Here is a 23583-nt window from a genome sequence, read left to right on the forward strand (position 1 = left end):
GAGCAAAGACCTAAATATTCGCCTGAATATTCTATATATAATATTCATGATTATCTAATCATCTTAGTGATGATATCGGCTATATCGCTATCCGATGTTGAATGAGAGAATGCTCCGGCTCGTTCAAATAATGGCTCTATCAGGAAATACATCATTTCAAGCTCCCGTGAGTACAACGCTGCGTAATAGGCTGGATATAGATATTTCAGACGTTGCGCACTGTCAGCCGCTTTCTGAACGGCGCCATACATACCCGCAACGGCAACAACCCCTCTGGCCTTACCACCTACCAGGGCACTCATTTCGAGACGTAAGTTCATTCCAATAGCGACACAGTAAGCGACCGCTAGCGCGAATCCGGCGTTGGTGAGAGAACTTGCGGCAATATGAATGTTAACCGCCATTAACTTACGCTTGATATACTCTAGCTGTTCTGACGTTTTGTACTGAAATATATCATCAAAATAAATACGAAGCATTTCATAAGCAATATCGTTGTTCTGAAAGACATGAACAACGCCATTTGCAAAACGAATATCTTCACTCTTTTGGTTTCTACAAACATCCTGATAATCATCAGTAAAACAGGAGGTGTAATAAAGTGCACGTTTAGCACCTGCGCCTATGGTTTCTATCTGCCTGGAAACCATTTCTTTAACGCCTGTTAGTGCACGATCGAGCTTTAACGCAAGAATATTGTTTGCTTGTAAATAGCTAATAACGTCATTGTTATAATTCATAGCCGCCCCTGGCAATTTAGCTTAAGTTATCATGGCGAGTATAAGAACTAAAATCTGATGAGTAAATAAGCAAATAACATTTTGCAAGTAATACGCTTATAACAGAACTTTTAAACGATCCGCATAATAGCTATAGCATTTATAGGTGCTGTCATGGACATAAGTCACGATGATAGTTCTGGTATTTTCGCTGTGGGTGCTAAAGGTGCGGGAAATATCATTTTCATGAGAAGCAGCAGTGTTAACATTCCATGCCAGGCAAGCGAAGCGCCCCCGGTAAGGCCTTTCTGGAAGGAGCCTCGCAAACCTTAAAGTAACCTTATGTAATTCAGGGTTAAGGCTTTTAATCCCGAAAACAGGCTCGTAAAGTGACTGCGTTGCGGCACATCCGCAATCGGGTGTAGGAACCCGTATTCTACAGAGCGATATTTGTATGTCGCGACAGTGCATATCCCGTAAAATCATGGTGGCACTGGCGGAGCAGTCGTGAGACTGGCCGTTTTCCTCTGTAGGCGGCATTCCTACCTCCGTCAGTGCTGCCTCCTTTGAGCGTAGGAACTCTTAGGATGGTTAAATCAATTAATACAGAGAGGATGTCATGATGACTACTATCCCAACCCTGCCTTACCCGCAATCTGAAGAACAGGTTATTCCCCCTTCCCTGACTACGCCACTTTCTGCTGCTGCGGATCTCTTTGAGGTCGCCGATCGCTGCGCCGCGCTGGTGAGCGTGTTGATCGAAACGGACGACAGAGCATCCCGCACTGCGCTCTGCGAAGGTCTACTGCACGCGCTGCGCCAGCTGCGTGAACGCTGTGATGCCGAACTCCCGCCGCATCTTGTCGTGCAGTTGATCCAGGGGGAAAAGCTCACCTCCTGTATGCCGGACTGCTGGCAGGAAACCGCTCCCCAGGTGGACTACGCCCTGGCACTGACGCACGCCATTCTGGGCGGCACCCTGCCCGCCAGCGTCGAGAAAGAACTGGCGGGGCTGCTGCATGATCTGGTCTGGCTGCTGAATGAGTTTGTAAAGGAGCCGTATATTACGGTGCATTGAGTGCGGCTGTTAGTCGGTGAAGGTTTTTTGAATTCAGATTTGGAAAGGGGCTGTGGTGGGCCCCTTAATACGTTTGAGGGATGAGGTTAGTAGTGGGGTCTAATATTCGGTTTTATTATACACTGGCAATATTAATTGTTTTGTATGAGACAACGAGTGTCTGTTAAGAGCAAGAAGCTGACGTTAACTGCTGTAATTATATTTGGCAAAAGCCCACCAATAATGACGCATGATAATTAACGAGTCGAAGGTTATAAACAATCAAGATGCACCAAGTAACCTACCTGGGCATCTCAAAGGACATCAAATATTATTAGATCTTACATCTAATGTTTTATGTAGCATTTTATGTATTTTAAGCTGATTAGCTCTTTCAGCCTCGCCTGCCGATATTGCGCTTTTATTTCTATAAGACCAGATGAAAGAGTTATTAGTTTCAAGCTTTATACCAATAGCTCCTACTTTGTAGAGGCATGCCAATATAGTACTAAGAATTTCATCTTCAGAGGAGCCATTAACCTCAAAATAACTTCTTGCAGTAATTACGCAAGGATCCTCATTTTGTTTGGTTGAAAGTTTGGTGATGACCGCTTCAAACTGAGAATTTTTAAAATCGCTAAAGTCAAAAGTGGATTTTCTGCCCCTTAAGATTTCGATTGTATCTTCGAAAGATGGATAAGTTTCACCCCACTCTTCCTTTAAAGATCTTAATCTTTTTTCTGAATAAGTTTTTTCAGCCTCATGAATCAAAGTCCAAGTTATTTTATCTTTATCGAATCCAGCTTTAAAAGTTTCATTAATAAATTGAAGAATGTCTCTTGGTCGAAGCAATGTTCGCTCTAACATGTATTCCATTGCGGTTTTACCATGAGCAACTTTTCTAGCCTCTGGAAATATATCAGAGATAGCTACCTGATCTTTTGTGTAAACTCTCCTAAATGTTTCTCTTACTCTTTTTTCAACAAGATCAACTAGTTCTTCATGACCCCAATGGATTTGCAAAATGTAAGATTCGTATTTTTCCTCCTGAAAACCCGCCCCCCGGGTTTTATCAAATACCATATCGATCAAATCTTTTCTAAGCGCAACCAATATTTTCACATGCCTTACTTTCCGAAAACCTTTTACCTCCTCGATTAAAGCTCTAATAAATTTGCAGCGGGTGGCAGTATCAGCCCAATCTTCATCAAGTTGATCTATCAATAAATAATAATGCTTTTGCGGATCTTTAAAAGAGTACTCTGCCAGCATGTCTAACATTTCATTCAATTGCTTTATTTGTAGACTACTAACTACTTGGCTTGCTCTTTGAGTAATTTCAGTTTTTTGCTCGTCACTTAATTTACTTGCTCCGCTTAAAGAAACATCAACTCCAGAATATTTAACTCCTAAATTAGCTTTTGTCTCATCTTCAAGTTTTCTTGTGATTTGTTTCAATTGCTCATCTGTATCCAACCAGAACTTATCACCCCACTCTCTAAAGTAAGAGATGGCCTTTTGTTTAATTTCATCCCTATTAAATCTTTCAATTAACCCTCTAAAAAAATTATCATTTTCTTCTTCGTTTTTGATTTTATATCTCAGGCGGACTAATTCTATTATTAAAATATGCCGCCATAGCATTTTGTAAAACAAATCTAAGTTAACGCCTAATTTGTCCATGAACTGGATTATGTCAGAGTGCTCTAGAAACTTTACAGATATATCATTAGGATCGATTTTCTTATAATTATCTATAGAGGTACTAACTTTATAGAGGAGAGCACTTTTTCCAGCACCAGTTCTACCAACAATAATCGAGCAGGGGTTTTTAACATCTAACAAATCTTCAAGATATCCTTTATCGACAAAGCAGGTATCTAAGAATTCATTATCAGTTTCGGCATCAAGATCGCCTATGCTCAGATTTCTTTTTATCTTTACCGGATTATATTCCATATTTAATACCACTAAAAAATAATTCAGGGAAATCAATAACTCACATTCACTTATCTACTTCAAACCTTCTTCAATTCATCTCGATGGTTGTAACTATCTGTCTTACTTTATAAATACCATGTATTACGAATTGACAGCAAAGTATGGTTTTTGAACAAGACTGCAATTGCGTTCCGTAGTTAAGGCAAATGAGCAGTGCGTAAATACAGTTAGTCTTGACAGTACAAACTACGCCATCCCTTGTACCAGACATTAAGCTGAAGTGCTTTCTTTTAACATAAAAAGCTTCTGAATCTTTGATATGAACTGGATTAATGCCGTCCACTTATGACACAAAGCCGCCCCTTCAACAATAGTCCCCCACCTACCCCCGCATATCAAACCCAACCTTCTGAAAATCCCTAAACACCTCTGGATTGTTAAACGCCGGGAACTTCGCTTTTTGAGCCGCCAGTTTCACCGCCTCGCAATACTCTTTGTTGCCATTACTGGTTGATACCTTCAACGCCGTACCATCCTGCGCAAATTCCATATGCAGCCTGCATTTTTTGCCCTTCCAGCGTTGTGGCTCGGCAATGTTATCTTCTATTGCAGCCTTAATACCCCGCGCCTGCGCCCCCCATTCATCCTGATCGTCCCAGCGGCCCGAACTGCAACTCCCTGTTGCCGAGGTTTTGTGGCATCCCGAAGGCTGTAACGGCGCGCAACCTGCGACCAGGCTGACCACGACGGCAAGCATAAACATCTTCCCTGCTCTTTCATGCGATCTCACGCCTTAAACTCCTGTGCTCGTATACCCGTTAAAATTAATTTCGGTTTGCCCCTTCACGAAGATCGGAACGAATAAAAAACACAGGTACAGGTCTGGTAAGACGTAAACCGCCACCGGGCAATTCCAGAGAGGTACACGTAATCAGCAACCTGGTTTAAATATTGTGCTCGCTTATGCCGGGCGGCGGCTGACGCCTTGCACGGCCTACAAAACCCAGGATGTTAACAAATGACGCATTTTTCGTAGGCCCGGTAAGGCGCTAGCCGCCACCGGGCATTTCCAGAGAGGTACCTTCGTGATTACGCGTTATAACTCCCCAAATCCCAGCGGCCCATCCCTCTCCGCCAGGCTTTCATAAACAATTTCCACCGCCTCTTTAACCTTCTCCGTCATCGGATAATAAAACCCCACAATATCCGGCTGTACCCCGAGGAAAACCACCTCCCCCACATCCTCCTTGAGCTGATCCACCAGGTAGTTCAGCGGCATATTGTGCGTCGTCATCATAAACATCTCGGCGATGTCGTCCGGGTCGATACGGCGGATTTCACCCGGGTTTAATCCCATATCCGTCGCATCGACAATCAGCAGTCGCGCCGGGCGCAGCTCGCGGATCGCGACCACGTCGTTTTCCGGGGCGCTGCCGCCGTCGAACACTACCCAGTCGCCGCGCGGCGCTTCGCGGCACATCTCGGCCAGCAGCGGACCGGCGCCGTCGTCGCCCATCATGCTGTTGCCGACGCAGAGTAAAACATCAGTCACGTTGCCTCCGAACCATCAGATAGATGGCGTTTTCCTGGTGAATGGCGTGGAGCATGCCAAGCATCGCTTCGCTCCATTCCTGCTGTTGCGCCGTCTGCCGCGCCATCGCGGCGTCAAAGGCGCTGGCCAGCATCACAATATGGTTAGCGTCGATCACAATCTCCCCGTAGCGCGGCACGCCCTCCATTTTGCGCCGCGCCTCGCTCCCCGTTTCCAGAGTGGCGATCCACGCCAGGTACTCCTCCCACGGACAGGTCAGCGCCGCCTCCAGGCAGTCGATGACCCCCAGATGGTGGCCGATGGCCAGCCCATAGTAGATCACCTGCTGGGCGTCGTCGGGAGTGTTGTCATTTTCGTCAATGAACTTGCGGCTGAGCTGGCTGAAGACCACGGTTTCGCTCATCAGATACGCTCCTGCCCGACCACCTCAAGGAGATTGCCGACGATCTCATTCAGGCGCGGATCGTTCTCCCGGGCCAGCCAGGCCGCCACGCTTTTATCCCCTTCAAGCAGATGGCGCATAAAGTCGTCGGCGATCTGGCGGCCGTAGCGGTAGCCCGCCAGGCGGCGCGCGGCGCGATCGATGCGGACCCGCAGGGGCTGAACCATCTCCGGATGCAGGATCTCGGCGGGCTGGTTGTCCAGCGCCCCCGGCTCGCGGGCGTGGATCTTCTGCTCCAGCAGCCCCAGCGCCATGGCAAAACCGTACAGGGTGGCGGCAGGCGACGGCGGGCAGCCGGGAATGTACACATCCACCGGGACGATTTTGTCGGTGCCGCCCCAGACGCAGTACAGATCGTGGAAGATACCGCCGGAGTTGCCGCAGGCGCCGTAGGAGATACAGATTTTCGGATCCGGTGCCGATTCCCACGCGCGCAGCGCCGGGGAGCGCATCGCGCGGGTGACTGCGCCGGTAAACAGCAGAATGTCGGCGTGGCGCGGGGATGGCACCACCTTGATGCCGAAGCGCTCGGTGTCGAAGATCGGCGACAGGGTAGCGAAGATCTCAATCTCGCAGCCGTTGCAGCCGCCGCAGTCCACGCGGTAGACATAGGCGGAGCGCTTGATTTTTTTCAGCAGCGAGGCCTTCATGCGGGCGATGGACTCATCCACCGTCACCGGCACCGGGATCCCCTGTTCGTTACGTGGGCCTAAGAGTTCGCTCATCGTGTCGCTTCCTTCATCTCGCGGGTCAGATGGATTTTGTCCGAGGGGGTCAGCCCCTGCAGGCGCTTGCAGTCCGGGCAGGTTTCAAAGCTCTCCCGGTGATGTTCCGCGCGTTTGTCGCCGTTGTGGCGCAGCAGTTCGATGACGTAGTCGATCTCTTTTTGCACCGCGTACGGGCGCTGACACACCCGGCAGTGGCAGACGTCAAAGCGTGACTGCTGAAGGAAATCGGCCTTGCTCCACACCGCCAGCTCATACTCCTGGGAGAGTTTGATGGCGGTGGTCGGGCAGACCTCTTCGCAGCGCCCGCAGAAGATGCAGCGCCCCAGATTGAACTGCCAGGCAAGCTGACCGTACTGCACATCCGTCTCTACCGTCAGAGCGTTCGACGGACAGGCGTTCACGCAGGCCGCGCAGCCGATACACTGCTTAGGGTCGTGCTCCGGCTTGCCGCGCATATTTTTGTCGACCGCAATCGGCTGAAGGGGATACGACTCGGTCACCGTGCCGGTTTTGATGACTTTTTTGATAAAGGTAAACATGAATGCTCCGGGTTATTTCAGCGGCGAGTTCTTGCGTTCAATGCTGTAGCGTTCCAGCTCTTTGTACGGCACCACCTTGCTCTTCTTCTTGCGCACGTCCACCACCGTCATGCGGTCGGTGCAGGAGTAGCACGGATCGAGGCTGCCGATAATCAGCGGCGCGTCGGAGACGGTGTTGCCGCGCAGCATATAGCGCAGCGTCGGCCAGTTGGCGTAGGTGGCCGCCCGGCAGCGCCAGCGCCACAGCTTCTGGTTGTCGCCGGTCATGCTCCAGTGGATGTCATCCCCGCGCGGCGCTTCGCTGAAGCCCAGCGCAAAGCGGTTCGGGATATAGGTAAAGCCTTCCACCATCAGCTCGCCGCCCGGCAGGTTGTCGAGGCCGAAGTCGATCATGTTCAGGGCGGTGTAGACCTCGTTGATGCGCACCTTCAGGCGGGAAATCACGTCGCAGCCCTGCTCGGTGTGAACTTCCATCGGCAGCAGGCCGTAGCCAACAAACGGGTGGTCGGCGCGGGTGTCGCGGGCGTGACCGCTGGCGCGGACCATCGGGCCGACGTTGCTGAAGTCGCGGGCGATCTGCGGGTCGAGACGACCCACGCCGACGGTACGCTGGTCGATGTTCGGCGTGCTCAGCAGGATATCCACCAGGTCCTGCACCTCGCGGCGCATCTGCTGGGCCAGCAGGCGGGTCTGGATCATGTCGTCTTTCAGCAGGTCGCGACGGATGCCGCCGATCAGGTTCAGGCCGTAGGTTTTACGCGCCCCGGTGAGGATCTCCGCCATCTTCATGGAGGTTTCACGCACGCGGAAGAACTGCATAAAGCCGGAGTCGAAGCCGACGAAGTGGCAGGCCAGGCCGAGGTTCAGCAGGTGCGAGTGCAGGCGTTCCACCTCCAGCAGAATGGCGCGGATCATCTGGGCGCGTTCCGGCACCACAATCCCCATCGCATTCTCCACCGAGGTGGTGTAGGCCGTGCTGTGGGCAAAGCCGCAGATACCGCAGACGCGATCCGACAGGAAGGTCACTTCGTTATAGCCCATCCGCGTTTCGGCCAGCTTTTCCATCCCGCGATGGACGTAGAACAGGCGGTAGTCGGCGTCGATAATGTTCTCGCCGTCGACGAACAGGCGGAAGTGGCCCGGCTCATCTGAGGTGACGTGCAGGGGGCCAATCGGCACCACGTTGTTCTTCTTATCCCCGAGTTCGTTGATGAACGCATAGGTCTCTTTGTCGGTGGTCGGGGCCGGGCGCTGACGGTAATCCATGCTGTCTTTACGCAGCGGATAGAGTTCGTCCGGCCAGTCATCCGGCAGCACCAGACGGCGCTCGTCCGGCAGGCCCACCGGCACCAGGCCGTACATGTCGCGCACTTCGCGCTCGCCCCACACCGCCGCGGGCACGCGCGGGGTGACGGACGGGAACTCCGGTTTGTCGGCGTCCACCTCCACGCGCACGGTGAGCCAGCAGCGGGTGCCCTGCTCCATCGACAGCACGTAGTAGACGGCATAGCTGCCGCAGAGCTGGCGTTCGTCGTTGCCAAACAGCACCGACAGCCAGCCGCCCTGCTGGTAGTACAGGAACTCGACCACTTCCGGCAGGTAGTTGATTTTCACCGTCACGGTGATTTGATCTTTGGTCTGCCAGGCTTCATCCAGCACTACGCCAGGGAAGGCCTGATGCAGTGCGGCGAGATAGTGTTGACCTACTTTTTCTTCAGACATGGGTATTCTCTACAGTCACGCCGCCAGCAAGGAGACGAAAGCTAAAAATGCCAGACCGAAACCGGTCCAGGTAATCCGTGAGGTGGCGTTAAAGCGCAGGCGCGCCATGCTGTTCTCAAACAGGGCAATCACCAGTACGCCCACGACCAGCTTGACCACCGCGATGACCAGCGCCAGCAGCAGGCCGCCTGCGGAGAAGTGGGTCATCTGTCCCCAGGGGATAAACACCCCGACAAACATCTGCATCACCACCAGCTGTTTCAGGCTGATGCCCCACTTGAGCACGGCAAAGCCCGCGCCGCTGTATTCCGACAGCGGGCCTTCCTGTAGCTCCTGCTCGGCCTCGGCAAGGTCAAACGGCAGCTTGCCCATCTCAATGAAGGTGGCGAAGGCGCAGGCGCACATCGCCAGTAACAGCGTCAGGGTGTGGGCCACCGGCCAGTGGTAGATGGTCGCAGTCACCGCGCTGATGTGGGTGGTGCCCGCCACCTGCGCGGCAACCCACAGACCCAGGAGCAGGATCGGCTCCACCAGCACGCCGAGCATCGCTTCACGGCTGGCGCCAATCCCGGTGAACGGGCTGCCGGTATCCAGCCCGGCGATGGCGAAGAAGAAGCGTGCGATAGCGAAGAGGTAGATCAGGGTGATCAGATCCCCCAGCGCAGGCACTGGAGAGGCAACGGTGATCACCGGCAGTGCGGTAGCAATGGCGAACATCACCGCCACCATCACAAACGGCATCAGACGGAACACCCAGCCGGACGCCGCCGGGGCCACGCTCTGGCGGCCCAGGAGTTTGATTAGATCCCGGTACTCCTGGAAGATATCCGGCCCGCGACGGGTATGCAGACGGGCACGCGCCACGCGGGTAATGCCCGCCAGCAGCGGCGCAGCGGCAAACAGCACCAGCGCCTGAATCAAAGCGAAGATGAGGGTCATGCTCAGGCTCCTCGGGAGATAACGACAACCACCAGCACCGCCAGCTCAATCAGGGCGATACGGTGGAATAACACGGCGGTGCTGTCGCACTGCCAGCCGGGGATAAAGCGCACCGGGTTGAGCCATTTGCGCAGCTTCAGCACTGGCGCGAAGGACTCTTTCACCGGCATTGCAAAGCCGTGGGCGGTGATGACCATCGAGGCTTCGTGATCGTAGCCGCAGACCCAGGCAAAGCCGCGGGAGCGGTTCGCCAGGCGGTCGCCCTTGAACAGCACCATCAGGATAAACGGCAGCAGCAGACCGGCGATCAGCAGCAGGGTAATCATCGGCTGCGAGACGGTAGACATCTCCCCGCCGCTGACCGGGAACAGGCCGCTGATAATCGGCAGGAACCACGGGGCCGCCACGCCGCCCGCCACGCAGAACAGCGCCGCCAGCACGGTGCTGACGGTCATCAGCCACGGGGCGCAGCAGGCGTTTTCCGCCTCTTCGGTGCGCGGTGCGCCGAGGAAGGTGACGCCATAGACTTTCGCCATACACATTACCGCCAGCGCGCCGGTAATCGCCAGGCCGGTTGCCAGCAGCGGCCCCAGCAGGCGGGCAACAAAGGCGTCATGGGTGCCGAGATTAAAGAAGGACTGATAGATCACCCACTCCCCGGCAAAGCCGTTCAGCGGCGGCAGGGCCGCCATCGCCATCAGCCCCACCAGCATGGCCAGCGAGATCAGCGGCATTTTTTTGCCGATGCCGCCCAGCTTCTCGATGTCGCGATGGCCGGTGCGATACCACACCGCGCCCGCGCCGAGGAACAGCGTGGTTTTAAATAGCCCGTGGCTAATCAGATGGTAAAGGCCGCCGGTAAAGCCCAGCGCAATCAGCAGGTTGCTGTGCAGCGCAATACCGGTGACGCCCGCCCCGAGGCCGAGCAGGATAATGCCGATGTTTTCCAGGGTGTGGTACGCCAGCAGGCGCTGGATGTTGTGCTCCATCAGGGCGTACAGCCCGCCGATAAAGGCGGTGAGCATGCCCATCACCAGCAGCAACACCCCGAGCCACAGCGGCGGTAGTGCCCCGCTCAGCGCAACGGTGAGCATGCCGTACAGGCCAACCTTCATGACGACCGTGGAGAACAGCGCGGCAGCCGGGGCGCTGGCATTAGCATGCGCCTGCGGGGCCCAGCCGTGCAGCGGGATCACCCCCGCCAGCAGGCCAAAGCCCGCCAGGCCCGGCAGCCAGATGCTGGCCCCCGGTGCCTGGGCGGTAGCCAGAGCATTCATCGCCCCGAAGTTCAGGGTGCCGTAGAAGCTCCACGCCTGCCAGCAGGCGATGGCCAGCAGGAGGGTCCCCAGACGACCCAGCACAAACCACAGCTTGCCGGACTGGGCGCAGCCGGTGAGAAACGCGCCACACAGGGCCATCACTTCCGCCATCACCACCAGCCAGCCGAGGTTATCGACCATGATGGCGGCCACGGCGGCAGCCATCAGCAGGTTGGTCAGCAGGCCGTTAGCTTTCGCCTGCGGGTGGCGGTGCCAGGCAATGGTAAACAGGCTGATAAGAAACGCCGGCAGGCCGATGGCGATAAGCCATACCGCGCGGATGCCGGTCATCTGCATGCCGAGGTGCAGCCAGGTTATCTCTGCGTGCAGCGGCCCGGTTTGCGAGGAGAGCAGCGCGATCGCCCCTGCCCCCACCGTCATGGCGCTGGCGATGGCGCCGCCGATCCCGGCGATGGCACCGCTGATTGGCCGGTTGGCGCAAAAAATGAGGGCCAGCACCGCGCTGATGACATACCACGCCAGCGCCTGGTTAATTAACGATAAGGCGTTCATCAAAGCTCTCCTTGTTGCGACTGGAACAGCGACAGATCGCCCAGATCCGTATGCAGGGTGAGTTCGCGCTTGTTCCGGCTGGCGCGCGCGATGTCCTCGTTATTAATCAGACGCAGGGATTTGGTCGGACAGGTGCGGACGCACGCCGGGCCGTCCGGGTCGAAGTAGCAGAGGTCGCACTTCACCGCGATGGCGCGCACGCCAGGCACCCAGTCGAGGAATGGGCTGACGCGGGCGGGTGCCGGGGCGGCCATCGGCGCCTTGCTGGTATTACAGTTGGCAGGAATGGCCCGCGGGCGGCTCCCGGCAAACTCAACGGCGCCAAACGGGCAGGCAATACCGCACAGCTTGCAGCTGACGCACAGGCTTTCATTAAGCTGGATGGCACCGTCAATGCGGGTGATGGCATTGACCGGGCACACCTGGGCGCAGGGGGCATCTTCGCAGTGATGGCAAAGCTGCGGCGCAGAGTCCTGGCTGTTGCGCATCACTTTCAGTCGCGGCTGGCTTTGCAGGCCATGCTGGCGATGGTTTTCTGAGCAGGCTGCCTCACAGGTGTGGCACCCGATACACAGCGTGGGATCGGCAATTACAAAACGATTCACCTGGTTTCCTCTGGTGATAGTCATTTTTGACGAAAAATGGCGGAAGTGTCATTTTCGACACCTGACGACATCGAATTCAGGCGGCGGCGTGGTGCTGCGCGAGCGCCGCCAGGGTCAGCGATTCGCCGCGTTCGGTGGCCTCAAACAGCGCGGCATAGACGCCGTTGATTTTCCCAAGGAAATGGTTGAATACCGCTTCGCGCTGGTCGATGTGAATGCTGCCGTCCAGCATCCCGTCGTCGCTCAGCCGGGCGCGACCAATCAGCACGCTCTCGTCGTTGTCACGCGCTTCGATGGTGTAATTGAAGATATGCCCGTTGAACGCCTGTTCAGGCGTCACGCGGATAAGGAAGTGGTCGAACAGCCAGAAACCGAGCCCGGTGTCGTTATTGCAGCCCACACTCAGGTGCAGACTGGCTTTAGAGAGGGTAATGGCCTGAACCAGTGAATTACCGTAGTGGTTCCAGTGGGCGCGGAGCACGCGCTGTTGCCCGGCTATAAAATTGGCTTTTTCGCTCAATTCTGAAAGTGTCATGGTGATGTACCTGATGCGTCATATGTAAAGAGTTCGCTTCACTAAGCACATTTCATGCCATTTTTTAACGCATTGATTTTATGCATTTTTATTTTTTAAAGCCTGCCCGATCACAAAAAATGACATGTCATTTCGTCATCTTTGTCAGGGTTCAGTCTTCCCCCGCACTTTCTCCTCACTAAAAGCTGGCATCAATATTGCTTTACCCCGCAAGACTTCACCGGGAATAGCACAATGCACGAAATCACCCTCTGCCAGCAGGCGCTGGAATTGATCGAACAACAGGCCCATCAGCATCACGCGAAGCGGGTGACGGATGTCTGGCTACGCGTCGGCGCTTTTTCCTGCGTGGAAAGCAGCGCGCTGGAATTTTGCTTTGAGCTGGTCTGCCGCGGCACCCTGGCCGAAGGCTGCGGGCTGCATCTCGAAGAACAGCAGGCGGAATGCTGGTGTCAGGACTGCCAGGAATATGTCCAGCTGCTAACCCATCGCGTGCGACGCTGCCCGCAATGCGGCGGCGCGAGTCTGAATATCGTCGCTGACGACGGACTGCACATCACGCGTCTGGAAATTGAACAGGAGTAAATCATGTGTACCACCTGCGGTTGCGCCCACGGCAACCTCTATATAGAAGGCGACGAGCGGAATGCCCATTCCGCTTTTCGCAGCGCCCCCTTCTCTCCGGCACCCCGCCAGACGTTTCACCTCACGCGGATCGGCGGCGGCGATTTTGCGCCCACAGAACAGCAGCCAGGCCAGCTTGATTACGGCCAGGGGGCCGCAGGCACTCACGCGCCGGGCCTGAGCCAGCGCAAGATGGTCGAGATTGAGATCGACGTGCTGAGCAAAAATAATCAGGTTGCCGAAGGTAACCGCCAGCGGTTCCGTGCCCGGCAGCAGCTGGCGCTGAATCTGGTTTCCAGCCCCGGCTCCGGTAAAACCACCCTGCTGACCGAGACCTTAACGCGCTTACAGCAGCGCGTCTCCTGCGCGGTGATCGAAGGCGATCAGCAGACCGTGAATGACGCCGAGCGGATCCGCGCCACCGGCACCCCGGCGATCCAGGTTAATACCGGCAAAGGCTGCCACCTGGACGCGCAGATGATCTCTGACGCGATGCAGCGCCTGCCCCTGGACGAGGGCGGGATTATGTTTATCGAGAACGTCGGCAACCTGGTCTGCCCGGCGAGCTTCGATCTCGGGGAGCGCCATAAGGTGGCGGTGCTCTCCGTTACCGAGGGCGAGGACAAGCCGCTGAAATATCCGCACATGTTCGCCGCCGCCTCCATCATGCTGCTCAACAAGGTCGATCTGCTGCCGTACCTCAACTTTGACGTGGAGAAATGCCTCGCCGCCGCCCGGGAAGTGAACCCGGATATCGCGATCCTGCTGGTCTCCGCCACGCGGGGTGACGGGATGGACGCCTGGCTTGACTGGCTGGAGGCGCAGCGATGTGCATAGGCGTTCCAGGTAAAATCACCGCCATTGCGGACGGTATGCAGGCCAAAGTCGAGGTCTGCGGCGTGCTGCGCGATGTGGATCTGACCCTGGTCGGCGCTCACGACGACGACGGCAACAGCCGTCTCGGCCAGTGGGTACTGGTCCACGTCGGCTTCGCGATGAGCGTGATTAATGAAGAGGAGGCGCTGGACACCCTCGCCGCGCTGCAGAATATGTTCGACGTTGAGCCGGACGTGGGCCCGCTGCTGTTTGGCGAGGAGCCCCGCTGATGCGCTTTGTAGACGAATACCGCGACCCGCAAAAGGTGATGCGTCTGATTGAGACGCTGAAAACCCGCGCCGCGTCGTTGCCCTACACCCCGGCCCGCCCGCTGCGGATTATGGAGGTGTGCGGCGGCCATACCCATGCCATCTTTAAGTTCGGCCTCGATCGGCTCCTGCCGGAGAATATTGAGTTTATCCACGGCCCCGGCTGCCCGGTGTGCGTCCTGCCGATGGGGCGGATCGATACCTGCATTGAGATCGCCAGCCACCCGGAGGTAATTTTCTGCACCTTCGGCGACGCGATGCGGGTCCCGGGTAAAAACGGCTCCCTGCTGGATGCGCGGATGCGCGGCGCGGATGTGCGGATCATCTACTCCCCCGCCGACGCGCTGAAGCTGGCCCGGCAGAACCCGGATCGGAAAGTGGTGTTCTTCGGCCTGGGGTTCGAAACCACCATGCCGGCCACCGCCCTGACCCTGCGTCAGGCGAAGGCCGCTAACGTACAGAACTTCTTCTTTTTCTGTCAGCACATCACGCTAATCCCGGTGCTGAAAAGCCTGCTGGAACAGCCGGAAAACGGCATCGACGCTTTCCTGGCACCGGGGCACGTCAGCATGGTGATTGGCACCCACGCCTACGATTTTATCGCGGCGGAACATCAGCGCCCGCTGACGGTCGCCGGTTTTGAACCGGTCGATCTGCTGCAGGGGGTGTTGATGATCGTGGAGCAGAAGATCGCGGGCGTAAGCCAGGTCGAAAATCAATATCGCCGCATCGTGCCTGAAAACGGCAACGCCGTGGCCCAGGCCGCCATCGCAGAGGTGTTTGGTATAGAAGGCGACAGCGAATGGCGCGGGCTGGGGGTGATTGAACACTCCGGCGTGCATCTCACCGACGCGTATCGCCAGTTCGACGCCGAGCGCCACTTCAGCACCCGTGCGCAAGACATCTGTGACGATCCTGAGGCACGCTGCGGCGCGGTCCTGACCGGGCGCTGTAAACCGGCCCAGTGTCCGCTGTTTGGTAACAAATGCACGCCGCAAAGCGCCTTTGGCGCGCTGATGGTGTCATCGGAAGGGGCGTGTAGCGCCTGGTATCAGTACCGTTCTCAGGAGTGTGAAAGTTGAAACAGATAACCCTCGCCCACGGGAGCGGCGGACAGGCCATGCAACAGCTGATCGGCGAGCTTTTTATGCGCGCCTTCGCCAACCCGCTGCTGAACGAGCAGGAAGATCAGGCCCGTATTCCCCTGCATGAACTCACCGCTCACGGCGACAGGCTGGCCTTTTCCACCGACAGCTACGTGATTGACCCGCTGTTCTTCCCGGGGGGCGATATCGGCAAGCTGGCTGTCTGCGGTACGGCTAACGACGTGGCGGTAAGCGGGGCGATCCCGCGCTGGCTCTCCTGCGGCTTTATCCTCGAGGAGGGGCTGGAGATGGCGACGCTGGAGCGCATCGTTACCAGCATGGCCGCAACAGCGGCGGCGGCGGGTATCACCATCGTCACCGGCGATACCAAAGTGGTCCCGCGCGGCGCGGCGGATAAAGTGTTTATTAACACCGCCGGTATCGGTTCGATTCCCGAGGGGGTAAACTGGGGGATGCGCCAGATTGCGCCAGGCGATGTGCTGCTGGTCAGCGGCACGCTGGGCGATCACGGCGCGACTATCCTGAACCTGCGCGAAGGCTTAGGTCTGGATGGCGACCTGCAAAGCGACTGCGCCGTCCTGACACCGCTCATTCAGGCGCTGCGGGCAGAGCCCGGCATCAAAGCCCTGCGCGACGCCACCCGCGGCGGCGTAAATGCCGTTGCCCACGAGTTTGCCGCCAGCAGCGGCTGTGGGATTGAATTACAGGAGGGGGCGCTCCCCGTGAAGCCCGCCGTGCGCGGCGCATGCGAACTGCTGGGGCTGGACCCGCTTAACTTTGCCAACGAAGGCAAACTGGTGATTGCGGTCGGACGCCATGAAGCGGAGCGCGTGCTAGGCTTAGTACGCCAGCATCCTCTGGGCCAGGACGCGGCCATCATCGGCGAGGTGGTCGAGCGCAAAGGTGTCAGGCTCACCGGACTGTACGGCGTGAAGCGAACCCTGAATTTGCCACATGCCGAACCGCTACCGCGTATTTGCTGATCCCGGCAGCACTCATTAGCTTCTCATTTTTCTGGATATAACGCATGTCGTATACACCCACGAACGATCCCATCGATCAAGGATTGTTCGATATTACCCGTAGCCTGCTGCAACAGCCCGATCTCTGCGCCCTGGCGCAGGCGCTGACCTGGCATGCACGGCAGATGAACCTGGCCGATCGCGCCAATATTCTGCTCTGGCAGTCAGAGCAGCGTCGCGTTTATCTGTACAGCACCGACGAGCAGGATCGGGATATCCGCTATGAAAATGAGCCGCTGCTGGCGAACGGACCTTTTCGCCGCATGCTGTCGCGCCCGGACGTGCTGCACTGTCCGGCGGACACCTTTAAAGAGACCTGGCCGGCGCTGGCCGGGCTGGATCTCTATGCGCCTTTTGCCCATTACTGCCTGACCCCGCTGGCGGCCGACGGCCGGATCTTCGGCGGCTGCGAGTTCCTGCGCAGTGAGGATCGCCCCTGGAGCGACAGCGATTTTTCCCGGCTGCAAACCCTGACCCAGGCGGCCGGTCTGGCGGTGGAGCAGATCCTGGCCCGGCAGAATAACAGCGACAGCTATGACGTGCTGTGCCGTGAACGTAACGATTTCCGCCTGCTGGTCGCCATCACCAACGCGGTGCTGTCCAAACTCGATCTCGACGAGCTGGTGACAGAGGTTTCCCGCGAGATCCAGCGCAACTTCGGCATTGATTCCATCAGCATGGTGTTGCGCAGCGAGCGCAAGGGCAAGCTCCTCGTCTACTCCACCCATTACCTGGATAAAAACGCCCCGCTCTACGATCAGAGCGAGGTGGACGAGAAGGGCACGCTGTCAGAAAAAGTCATGCGTAACAAAAAGATGCTGATGCTTAATCTGCACAGTCGCGATCAACACGCCCCGTACGAACGCATGCTGTTTGATATGTGGGGCGAACAGGATCAGACCCTGTGCCTCTTCCCGTTGATTTTCCGCGATCGGATCCTCGGCACCCTGAAGCTGGCCCAGTGCCAGGCCCAGGTCTTTACCGCCTCGAATCTGGAGCTGCTGAACCAGATTGCCGAACGCATCGCCATTGCCGTAGATAACGCCCTCTCCTACCGCGAAATCAGCCACCTCAAGGAGCGGCTGATCGACGAAAACCTCGCCCTGACCGAGCAGATCAACAACGTCGCTACTGATTTTGGCGAAATCATTGGCCGCAGCTCGCCGATGATGACGGTGATGAAGCAGGTGGAGATGGTCGCCCACAGCAACAGCACGGTGCTGATCCTCGGCGAGACCGGGACCGGTAAAGAGCTGATTGCCCGCGCCATTCATAACCTCAGCGGACGCAGCGACCGCCGGATGGTGAAGATGAACTGCGCGGCAATGCCCGCCGGTCTGCTGGAAAGCGACCTCTTCGGCCACGAGCGCGGGGCCTTTACCGGCGCCAGCGCCCAGCATATTGGCCGCTTTGAGCTGGCGGACAAAAGCACGCTGTTCCTCGATGAAGTGGGTGATATGCCTGTTGAGCTCCAGCCCAAGCTGCTGCGCGTGCTCCAGGAGCAGGAATTCGAACGGCTCGGCAGCAACCGCACCATCCACACTGACGTGCGCCTGATCGCCGCCACCAACCGCGACTTAACGCAAATGGTCGCCGATCGTGAGTTTCGCAGCGACCTTTACTACCGGCTCAACGTGTTTCCGATCTTCCTCCCGCCGCTGCGGGAACGCCCGGAAGATATCCCCCTGCTGGTGAAGTCGTTCACCTTCAAGATTGCCCACCGGCTGGGGCGCAATATCGACAGTATCCCGGCGGAGACACTGCGTCAGCTCAGTAAGATGGAGTGGCCGGGCAACGTGCGCGAGCTGGAAAACGTGATTGAGCGGGCGGTGCTCCTGACCCGCGGCAACGTCCTGCAACTGTCGCTCCCGGATATCGATTATCCACGCTTTGTCAGCGCCGCAGTGCCGGAGACGCCCGTCAGTCCGATCCGCGAAGGCGAGGAGGAGTATCAACACATTATGCGGGTGCTGAAAGAGACCAACGGCGTGATCGCCGGGCCAAAAGGCGCTGCCAAACGCCTGGGCCTGAAGCGCACCACGCTCCTGTCGCGCATGAAGCGCCTGGGAATCGATAAGAACGCTATTTTGTAGGACGCAGGAGGGAAATATCATCCGCATGAGTGGAATATAATTCTCATGTTTTCGGGGTGCTATTTCCCTGCCCTTACCGGCGTCATTCCCCTGTCATATTCCTGTGCATTTTTGTTTTCGCTCCGCGAATTTCTCCATAATAAGACATTTCTCAAGAAAAATTCATATCGCGCTCAGCCCTTATCTCATGGGAAATTGCGCCGATTCGCGCGCGGCAAAAATCATGCCACAAGCCAATCCAGGGTTGTCTCAGATTCTGAGTATGTTAGGGTATGGCCGGTTAATTATATTCACTGGTAATGATATCGACATAAATAAATAACGGGACATTCTTTATTGCATGGCAATTAAATTAGAAGTTAAAAATCTTTATAAGGTATTTGGCGAGCACCCGCAGCGCGCATTCAAATATATTGAAAAAGGACTTTCAAAAGAACATATTCTGGAAAAAACCGGGCTGTCGCTTGGCGTTAAAGACGCCAGTCTGGCCATTGAAGAAGGCGAGATTTTCGTCATCATGGGGTTATCCGGTTCGGGTAAATCCACTATGGTTCGCCTTCTCAATCGCCTGATTGAACCCACCCGCGGACAGGTGCTGATTGATGGCGTGGATATCGCCAAAATATCGGACGCCGAGCTCCGCGAGGTGCGCAGAAAAAAGATCGCGATGGTGTTTCAGTCGTTCGCTCTGATGCCGCATATGACGGTATTAGATAACACCGCCTTTGGTATGGAATTAGCCGGCGTTGCGGCCAATGAGCGCCAGGAAAAAGCGCTGGATGCGCTGCGTCAGGTGGGGCTGGAAAATTACGCTCACGCCTACCCGGATGAACTTTCCGGCGGGATGCGTCAGCGCGTAGGATTAGCCCGCGCATTAGCGATCAACCCCGATATATTATTAATGGACGAAGCCTTCTCGGCGCTCGATCCCTTAATTCGTACCGAGATGCAGGATGAGCTGGTAAAACTGCAGTCGCGGCATCAGCGCACCATTGTCTTTATTTCCCATGACCTCGATGAAGCCATGCGAATTGGCGATCGTATTGCCATTATGCAAAACGGCGAAGTGGTGCAGGTGGGAACCCCGGATGAAATTCTCAATAATCCGGCGAATGATTATGTGCGTACCTTCTTCCGCGGCGTGGATATTAGCCAGGTGTTCAGCGCCAAAGATATTGCCCGCCGAACGCCGAACGGCATTATCCGTAAAACGCCAGGCTTCGGCCCGCGATCGGCGCTCAAACTGCTTCAGGATGAAGACCGCGAATACGGTTATCTGGTTGAACGCGGTAATAAATTTGTAGGTGTTGTCTCCATCGACTCCCTGAAAACCGCGCTTAGCGAAAACGCAGGAATCGATGCGGCGTTAATTGACGCTCCGCTTGCTGTGGATGCCGAAACGCCGCTCAGCGAGCTGCTCTCCCATGTCGGTCAGGCGCCCTGCGCGGTACCGGTAGTCGGAGAGGAACAACAGTACGTCGGCATCATCTCAAAACGCATGTTGCTGCAGGCTTTAGATCGCGAGGGGGCAAACAATGGCTGATCAATCTAACCCGTGGGGCACCACTGAGGCCGCCGACAGCGCGGCACAATCCGCCGACGCGTGGGGTACCGCTCCGGCGACGGCTCCTGCGGACGGCGGCAGTGCCGACTGGCTGACCAGCGCCCCGGCGCCGGCGCCAGAACATTTCAATATTATGGATCCGTTCCATAAAACCCTGATCCCGCTCGACAGCTGGGTGACAGAGGGGATCGACTGGGTGGTGACGCACTTCCGCCCGGTGTTTCAGGGGATCCGCGTCCCGGTGGATTACATCCTTAACGGCTTCCAGCAGCTGATGCTGGGCATGCCGGCCCCGGTCGCCATCGTGCTGTTCTCGCTGATTGCCTGGCAGTTTGGCAGCGCAGGGATGGGCATCGCGACCCTGATCTCGCTGATCCTGATCGGCGCGATCGGTGCCTGGTCGCAGGCGATGATCACCCTGGCGCTGGTGCTGACCGCCCTGCTCTTCTGCGTGGTGATTGGCCTGCCGATGGGGATCTGGCTGGCGCGCAGTCCGCGGGCGGCCAAAATTATCCGGCCGCTTTTGGATGCGATGCAGACCACCCCGGCGTTTGTCTATCTGGTGCCTATCGTGATGCTGTTTGGCATCGGTAACGTGCCGGGCGTGGTTGTGACCATTATCTTCGCCCTGCCGCCGATTGTGCGTCTGACCATTCTGGGGATCAACCAGGTACCCGCCGACCTGATCGAAGCCTCGCGCTCGTTTGGCGCCAGCCCGCGCCAGATGCTGTTCAAAGTGCAGCTGCCGCTGGCGATGCCGACCATTATGGCCGGTGTGAACCAGACCCTGATGCTGGCCCTGTCGATGGTGGTGATCGCCTCGATGATCGCCGTAGGGGGTCTTGGTCAGATGGTGCTGCGCGGGATTGGTCGTCTCGATATGGGACTCGCCACCGTGGGCGGCGTCGGGATCGTGATCCTCGCCATTATTCTTGACCGCCTGACCCAGGCTGTCGGTCGTGATTCACGCAGTCGCGGCAACCGTCGCTGGTACACCACCGGCCCTGTCGGGTTAATCACCCGTCCCTTCTCAAAAGCAAAATAAGGAACAACGATGCGACATAGCGTAATTTTTGCCACAGCGTTTGCCACCCTTGCCTCCACCAGCGCATTTGCTGCCGACCTGCCGGGCAAAGGCATTACCGTGCAACCGGTACAGAGCACCATCTCCGAAGAGTCGTTCCAGACCGGGCTGGTCAGCCGGGCGCTGGAAAAGCTGGGGTATACCGTCAGTAAGCCCAGCGAAGTGGATTACAACGTGGGCTATACCTCTATTGCCTCCGGCGATGCCACCTTTACGGCCGTAAACTGGCAGCCGCTGCATGACGACATGTACAGCGCGGCGGGCGGCGACAAGAAGTTCTACCGCGAAGGCACCTTTGTCTCGGGCGCGGCGCAGGGTTATCTGATCGACAAGAAAACTGCCGACCAGTACCACATCACCAATATCGAACAGCTGAAGGATCCGAAGATCGCCAAACTGTTTGATACCAACGGTGACGGCAAAGCCGACATGATGGGCTGCTCCCCGGGCTGGGGCTGCGAAGCGGTGATTAACCACCAGAACAAAGCCTTCGATCTGGCGAAAACCGTGGACGTCAGCCACGGCAACTACTCCGCAATGATGGCCGACACCATCGCCCGCTTTAAGGAAGGCAAGCCGGTTATCTATTACACCTGGACGCCGTACTGGGTGAGCGACGTGCTGAAGCCGGGTAAAGATGTGGTCTGGTTGCAGGTGCCGTTCTCCTCCCTGCCGGGCGAGCAGAAGGATATCGACACCAAGCTGCCGAACGGCATGAACTATGGCTTCCCGGTGAACACCATGCACATCGTCGCCAACAAAGCCTGGGCTGAGAAAAACCCGGCGGCGGCGAAGCTGTTCTCGGTAATGAAGCTCCCGCTGGCGGACATCAACGCCCAGAACGCGATGATGCACGCGGGCAAATCCTCTGAAGCCGATGTCCAGGGTCACGTTGACGGCTGGATCAAAGCCCACCAGCAGCAGTTTGATGCGTGGGTGAATGAGGCGCTGGCCGCGCAGAAGTAAGAGCACGCAGTGTCCCCTCATCCCGGCCGGGGTGAGGGGCCTGGATCGCACGATCCATCACTCAACATCTCCCCGCCTCCCTTATTCATCCGTTATTATGGTTCTTGAAAAAATAATCACTCAACTAATGATTTCAAAAACCTGATGACAAAACCTAATCAAGGGCTTAGCCCCGCACTTATTCTGCTGATGTCAGTGGCAACCGGCCTGGCGGTCGCCAGTAACTATTACGCCCAGCCGCTGCTGGAAACCATCGCCCGCAATTTTTCGCTCTCGGCCAGCTCGGCCGGTTTTATCGTCACCGCCGCCCAGTTGGGGTACGCCGTGGGTCTGCTGTTCCTCGTGCCGCTGGGGGATATGTTTGAACGTCGGGCGATGATTGTCTCCATGACCCTGCTGGCTGCCGGAGGGATGCTGATCACCGCCTCCAGCCAGTCGCTGGCAATGATGATCCTCGGCACCGCCCTGACGGGCCTGTTCTCGGTAGTGGCCCAGATTCTGGTCCCGCTCGCTGCCACCCTCGCCTCGCCGGAAAAACGCGGTAAGGTGGTGGGGACCATTATGAGCGGCCTGCTGCTGGGGATTTTGCTGGCGCGCACCGTCGCGGGTCTGCTGGCGGGCATCGGCGGCTGGCGCACCGTGTACTGGGTGGCGTCGGTGCTGATGGTCGTGATGGCTCTCGCCCTGTGGCGCGGCCTGCCGAAGGTGAAGTCAGAAACCCATCTTAACTACCCTCAGCTGCTGGGGTCCGTTTTCAGCCTGTTCACGCACGATAAACTGCTGCGTACCCGGGCGCTGCTGGGCTGTTTCACCTTTGCTAACTTCAGCATCCTCTGGACCTCAATGGCCTTCCTGCTGGCCTCCCCGCCGTTTAACTATTCTGAGGGGATGATCGGCCTGTTCGGCCTGGCCGGTGCCGCAGGCGCGCTGGGCGCACGACCTGCGGGTGGCCTGGCGGATAAGGGTAAATCGCATCTCACCACCACCGTCGGGCTGGTGATGCTCCTGCTCTCCTGGGCAGCGATCTGGTACGGGCATGTCTCGGTGCTGGCGCTGATTGTCGGCATTCTGGTGCTCGACCTTACCGTGCAGGGGGTGCATATCACCAATCAGACCGTGATCTACCGCGTTAAGCCGGACGCCCGTAACCGTCTGACGGCCGGGTACATGACCAGCTACTTTATCGGCGGTGCCGCCGGGTCACTGATCTCGGCCTACGCGTGGCAGCATGCCGGCTGGGCAGGCGTGTGTGCGGTTGGGACGGTGATGGCGCTGGTTAACCTGCTGGTCTGGTGGCGCGGCTACCATCGCCAGGAGGCAATTCAATAAGGTTTACATAAGTTTGGGGCTCCTCAGGGTGTTAAGGAG

General features: G+C 56.9%; 23 protein-coding genes. 11 read left to right on the top strand and 12 right to left on the bottom strand.

Translation table 11 applies throughout. From position 1 onward, the window contains the following. Positions 1–50: 50 nt before the first annotated feature. Positions 51–740: a hypothetical protein gene (locus ACP4QI_RS17345; RefSeq protein ID WP_426495657.1), complete on the bottom strand. Its 690-nt coding sequence runs from the start codon at positions 738–740 to the stop codon at positions 51–53. A 601-nt stretch (positions 741–1341) separates the two neighbouring features. On the opposite strand from ACP4QI_RS17345, the gene ACP4QI_RS17350 reads away from it, so the two are divergent. After that, on the top strand, positions 1342–1797 hold the full coding sequence (locus ACP4QI_RS17350; RefSeq protein ID WP_426495728.1) for a hypothetical protein: 456 nt from the start codon (positions 1342–1344) through the stop codon (positions 1795–1797). Positions 1798–2100: 303 nt separating this feature from the next. On the opposite strand, the gene ACP4QI_RS17355 is transcribed toward ACP4QI_RS17350, so the two are convergent. From ACP4QI_RS17355 to ACP4QI_RS17405, 11 genes are all read right to left on the bottom strand, one after another. Further along, complete coding sequence (locus tag ACP4QI_RS17355) at positions 2101–3735, bottom strand: P-loop ATPase, Sll1717 family (RefSeq protein ID WP_426495658.1); 1635 nt, start codon at positions 3733–3735, stop codon at positions 2101–2103. 364 nt (positions 3736–4099) lie between these two features. Continuing rightward, on the bottom strand, positions 4100–4480 hold the full coding sequence (locus ACP4QI_RS17360) for a cell envelope integrity TolA C-terminal domain-containing protein (RefSeq protein ID WP_426495659.1): 381 nt from the start codon (positions 4478–4480) through the stop codon (positions 4100–4102). Positions 4481–4813: 333 nt separating this feature from the next. After that, positions 4814–5269 carry a hydrogenase maturation peptidase HycI gene (hycI, locus tag ACP4QI_RS17365; RefSeq protein WP_426495660.1) on the bottom strand — a complete coding sequence of 152 codons (456 nt, stop codon included), beginning with the start codon at positions 5267–5269 and terminating at the stop codon, positions 4814–4816. After that, the gene (locus ACP4QI_RS17370; RefSeq protein ID WP_285112085.1) at positions 5262–5672 is read right to left on the bottom strand and encodes a formate hydrogenlyase maturation HycH family protein; all 411 of its coding nucleotides are present in this window, start codon (positions 5670–5672) and stop codon (positions 5262–5264) included. The genes hycI and ACP4QI_RS17370 overlap by 8 nt, the downstream gene beginning before the upstream one ends. Further along, a complete protein-coding gene (nuoB, locus tag ACP4QI_RS17375; protein ID WP_142486862.1) occupies positions 5672–6436 on the bottom strand; it encodes an NADH-quinone oxidoreductase subunit B family protein in 765 nt (254 codons plus the stop codon). Before nuoB ends, ACP4QI_RS17370 begins: the two co-directional genes overlap by 1 nt. Next, positions 6433–6978 (bottom strand): formate hydrogenlyase complex iron-sulfur subunit, encoded by a 546-nt coding sequence (locus tag ACP4QI_RS17380; protein ID WP_156264496.1) that lies wholly within the window; start codon positions 6976–6978, stop codon positions 6433–6435. The genes nuoB and ACP4QI_RS17380 overlap by 4 nt, the downstream gene beginning before the upstream one ends. Positions 6979–6990: 12 nt before the next feature. Then, positions 6991–8700 carry a formate hydrogenlyase subunit HycE gene (gene hycE / locus ACP4QI_RS17385; RefSeq protein WP_426495661.1) on the bottom strand — a complete coding sequence of 570 codons (1710 nt, stop codon included), beginning with the start codon at positions 8698–8700 and terminating at the stop codon, positions 6991–6993. Between the two features lie 15 nt (positions 8701–8715). Next, entirely contained in the window at positions 8716–9639 is a 924-nt protein-coding gene (locus ACP4QI_RS17390) for a respiratory chain complex I subunit 1 family protein (protein ID WP_426495662.1), read from the bottom strand. A gap of 2 nt (positions 9640–9641) precedes the next feature. Beyond that, positions 9642–11471, bottom strand: a complete 1830-nt coding sequence (gene hycC / locus ACP4QI_RS17395) for a formate hydrogenlyase subunit 3 (protein ID WP_426495663.1) — start codon at positions 11469–11471, stop codon at positions 9642–9644. Then, a complete protein-coding gene (locus ACP4QI_RS17400) occupies positions 11471–12076 on the bottom strand; it encodes a 4Fe-4S dicluster domain-containing protein (protein ID WP_142486867.1) in 606 nt (201 codons plus the stop codon). Before ACP4QI_RS17400 ends, hycC begins: the two co-directional genes overlap by 1 nt. Positions 12077–12152: 76 nt before the next feature. Next, complete coding sequence (locus tag ACP4QI_RS17405) at positions 12153–12611, bottom strand: transcriptional regulator (RefSeq protein WP_142486868.1); 459 nt, start codon at positions 12609–12611, stop codon at positions 12153–12155. Positions 12612–12845: 234 nt separating this feature from the next. On the opposite strand from ACP4QI_RS17405, the gene hypA reads away from it, so the two are divergent. The 10 genes from hypA (at position 12846) to ACP4QI_RS17455 (ending at position 23544) form a co-directional block, all read left to right on the top strand. Next, positions 12846–13196 (top strand): hydrogenase maturation nickel metallochaperone HypA, encoded by a 351-nt coding sequence (gene hypA / locus ACP4QI_RS17410; RefSeq protein ID WP_142486869.1) that lies wholly within the window; start codon positions 12846–12848, stop codon positions 13194–13196. Positions 13197–13199: 3 nt separating this feature from the next. Further along, complete coding sequence (gene hypB / locus ACP4QI_RS17415) at positions 13200–14072, top strand: hydrogenase nickel incorporation protein HypB (protein WP_426495664.1); 873 nt, start codon at positions 13200–13202, stop codon at positions 14070–14072. Continuing rightward, positions 14063–14341 (top strand): HypC/HybG/HupF family hydrogenase formation chaperone, encoded by a 279-nt coding sequence (locus ACP4QI_RS17420; RefSeq protein WP_285128443.1) that lies wholly within the window; start codon positions 14063–14065, stop codon positions 14339–14341. Before hypB ends, ACP4QI_RS17420 begins: the two co-directional genes overlap by 10 nt. Beyond that, positions 14341–15462 (top strand): hydrogenase formation protein HypD, encoded by a 1122-nt coding sequence (gene hypD / locus ACP4QI_RS17425; protein ID WP_426495665.1) that lies wholly within the window; start codon positions 14341–14343, stop codon positions 15460–15462. Before ACP4QI_RS17420 ends, hypD begins: the two co-directional genes overlap by 1 nt. Further along, complete coding sequence (gene hypE, locus ACP4QI_RS17430; protein ID WP_426495666.1) at positions 15459–16469, top strand: hydrogenase expression/formation protein HypE; 1011 nt, start codon at positions 15459–15461, stop codon at positions 16467–16469. The genes hypD and hypE overlap by 4 nt, the downstream gene beginning before the upstream one ends. Before the next feature lie 44 nt (positions 16470–16513). Next, positions 16514–18601, top strand: coding sequence for a formate hydrogenlyase transcriptional activator FlhA (gene flhA, locus ACP4QI_RS17435; protein WP_156264503.1), 2088 nt, complete (start codon positions 16514–16516; stop codon positions 18599–18601). Positions 18602–18941: 340 nt separating this feature from the next. Then, positions 18942–20144 (top strand): glycine betaine/L-proline ABC transporter ATP-binding protein ProV, encoded by a 1203-nt coding sequence (gene proV, locus ACP4QI_RS17440; protein ID WP_142486875.1) that lies wholly within the window; start codon positions 18942–18944, stop codon positions 20142–20144. Then, a complete protein-coding gene (gene proW / locus ACP4QI_RS17445; RefSeq protein ID WP_142486876.1) occupies positions 20137–21210 on the top strand; it encodes a glycine betaine/L-proline ABC transporter permease ProW in 1074 nt (357 codons plus the stop codon). The genes proV and proW overlap by 8 nt, the downstream gene beginning before the upstream one ends. A gap of 9 nt (positions 21211–21219) precedes the next feature. Beyond that, positions 21220–22215: a glycine betaine/L-proline ABC transporter substrate-binding protein ProX gene (proX, locus tag ACP4QI_RS17450; RefSeq protein WP_106994523.1), complete on the top strand. Its 996-nt coding sequence runs from the start codon at positions 21220–21222 to the stop codon at positions 22213–22215. A gap of 144 nt (positions 22216–22359) precedes the next feature. Next, on the top strand, positions 22360–23544 hold the full coding sequence (locus ACP4QI_RS17455; protein ID WP_426495667.1) for an MFS transporter: 1185 nt from the start codon (positions 22360–22362) through the stop codon (positions 23542–23544). Positions 23545–23583 lie beyond the last annotated feature (39 nt).

This window comes from Leclercia sp. TB492 (genome assembly GCF_049974505.2).
Taxonomy (GTDB): Bacteria; Pseudomonadota; Gammaproteobacteria; order Enterobacterales; family Enterobacteriaceae; genus Enterobacter; species Enterobacter adecarboxylatus_C.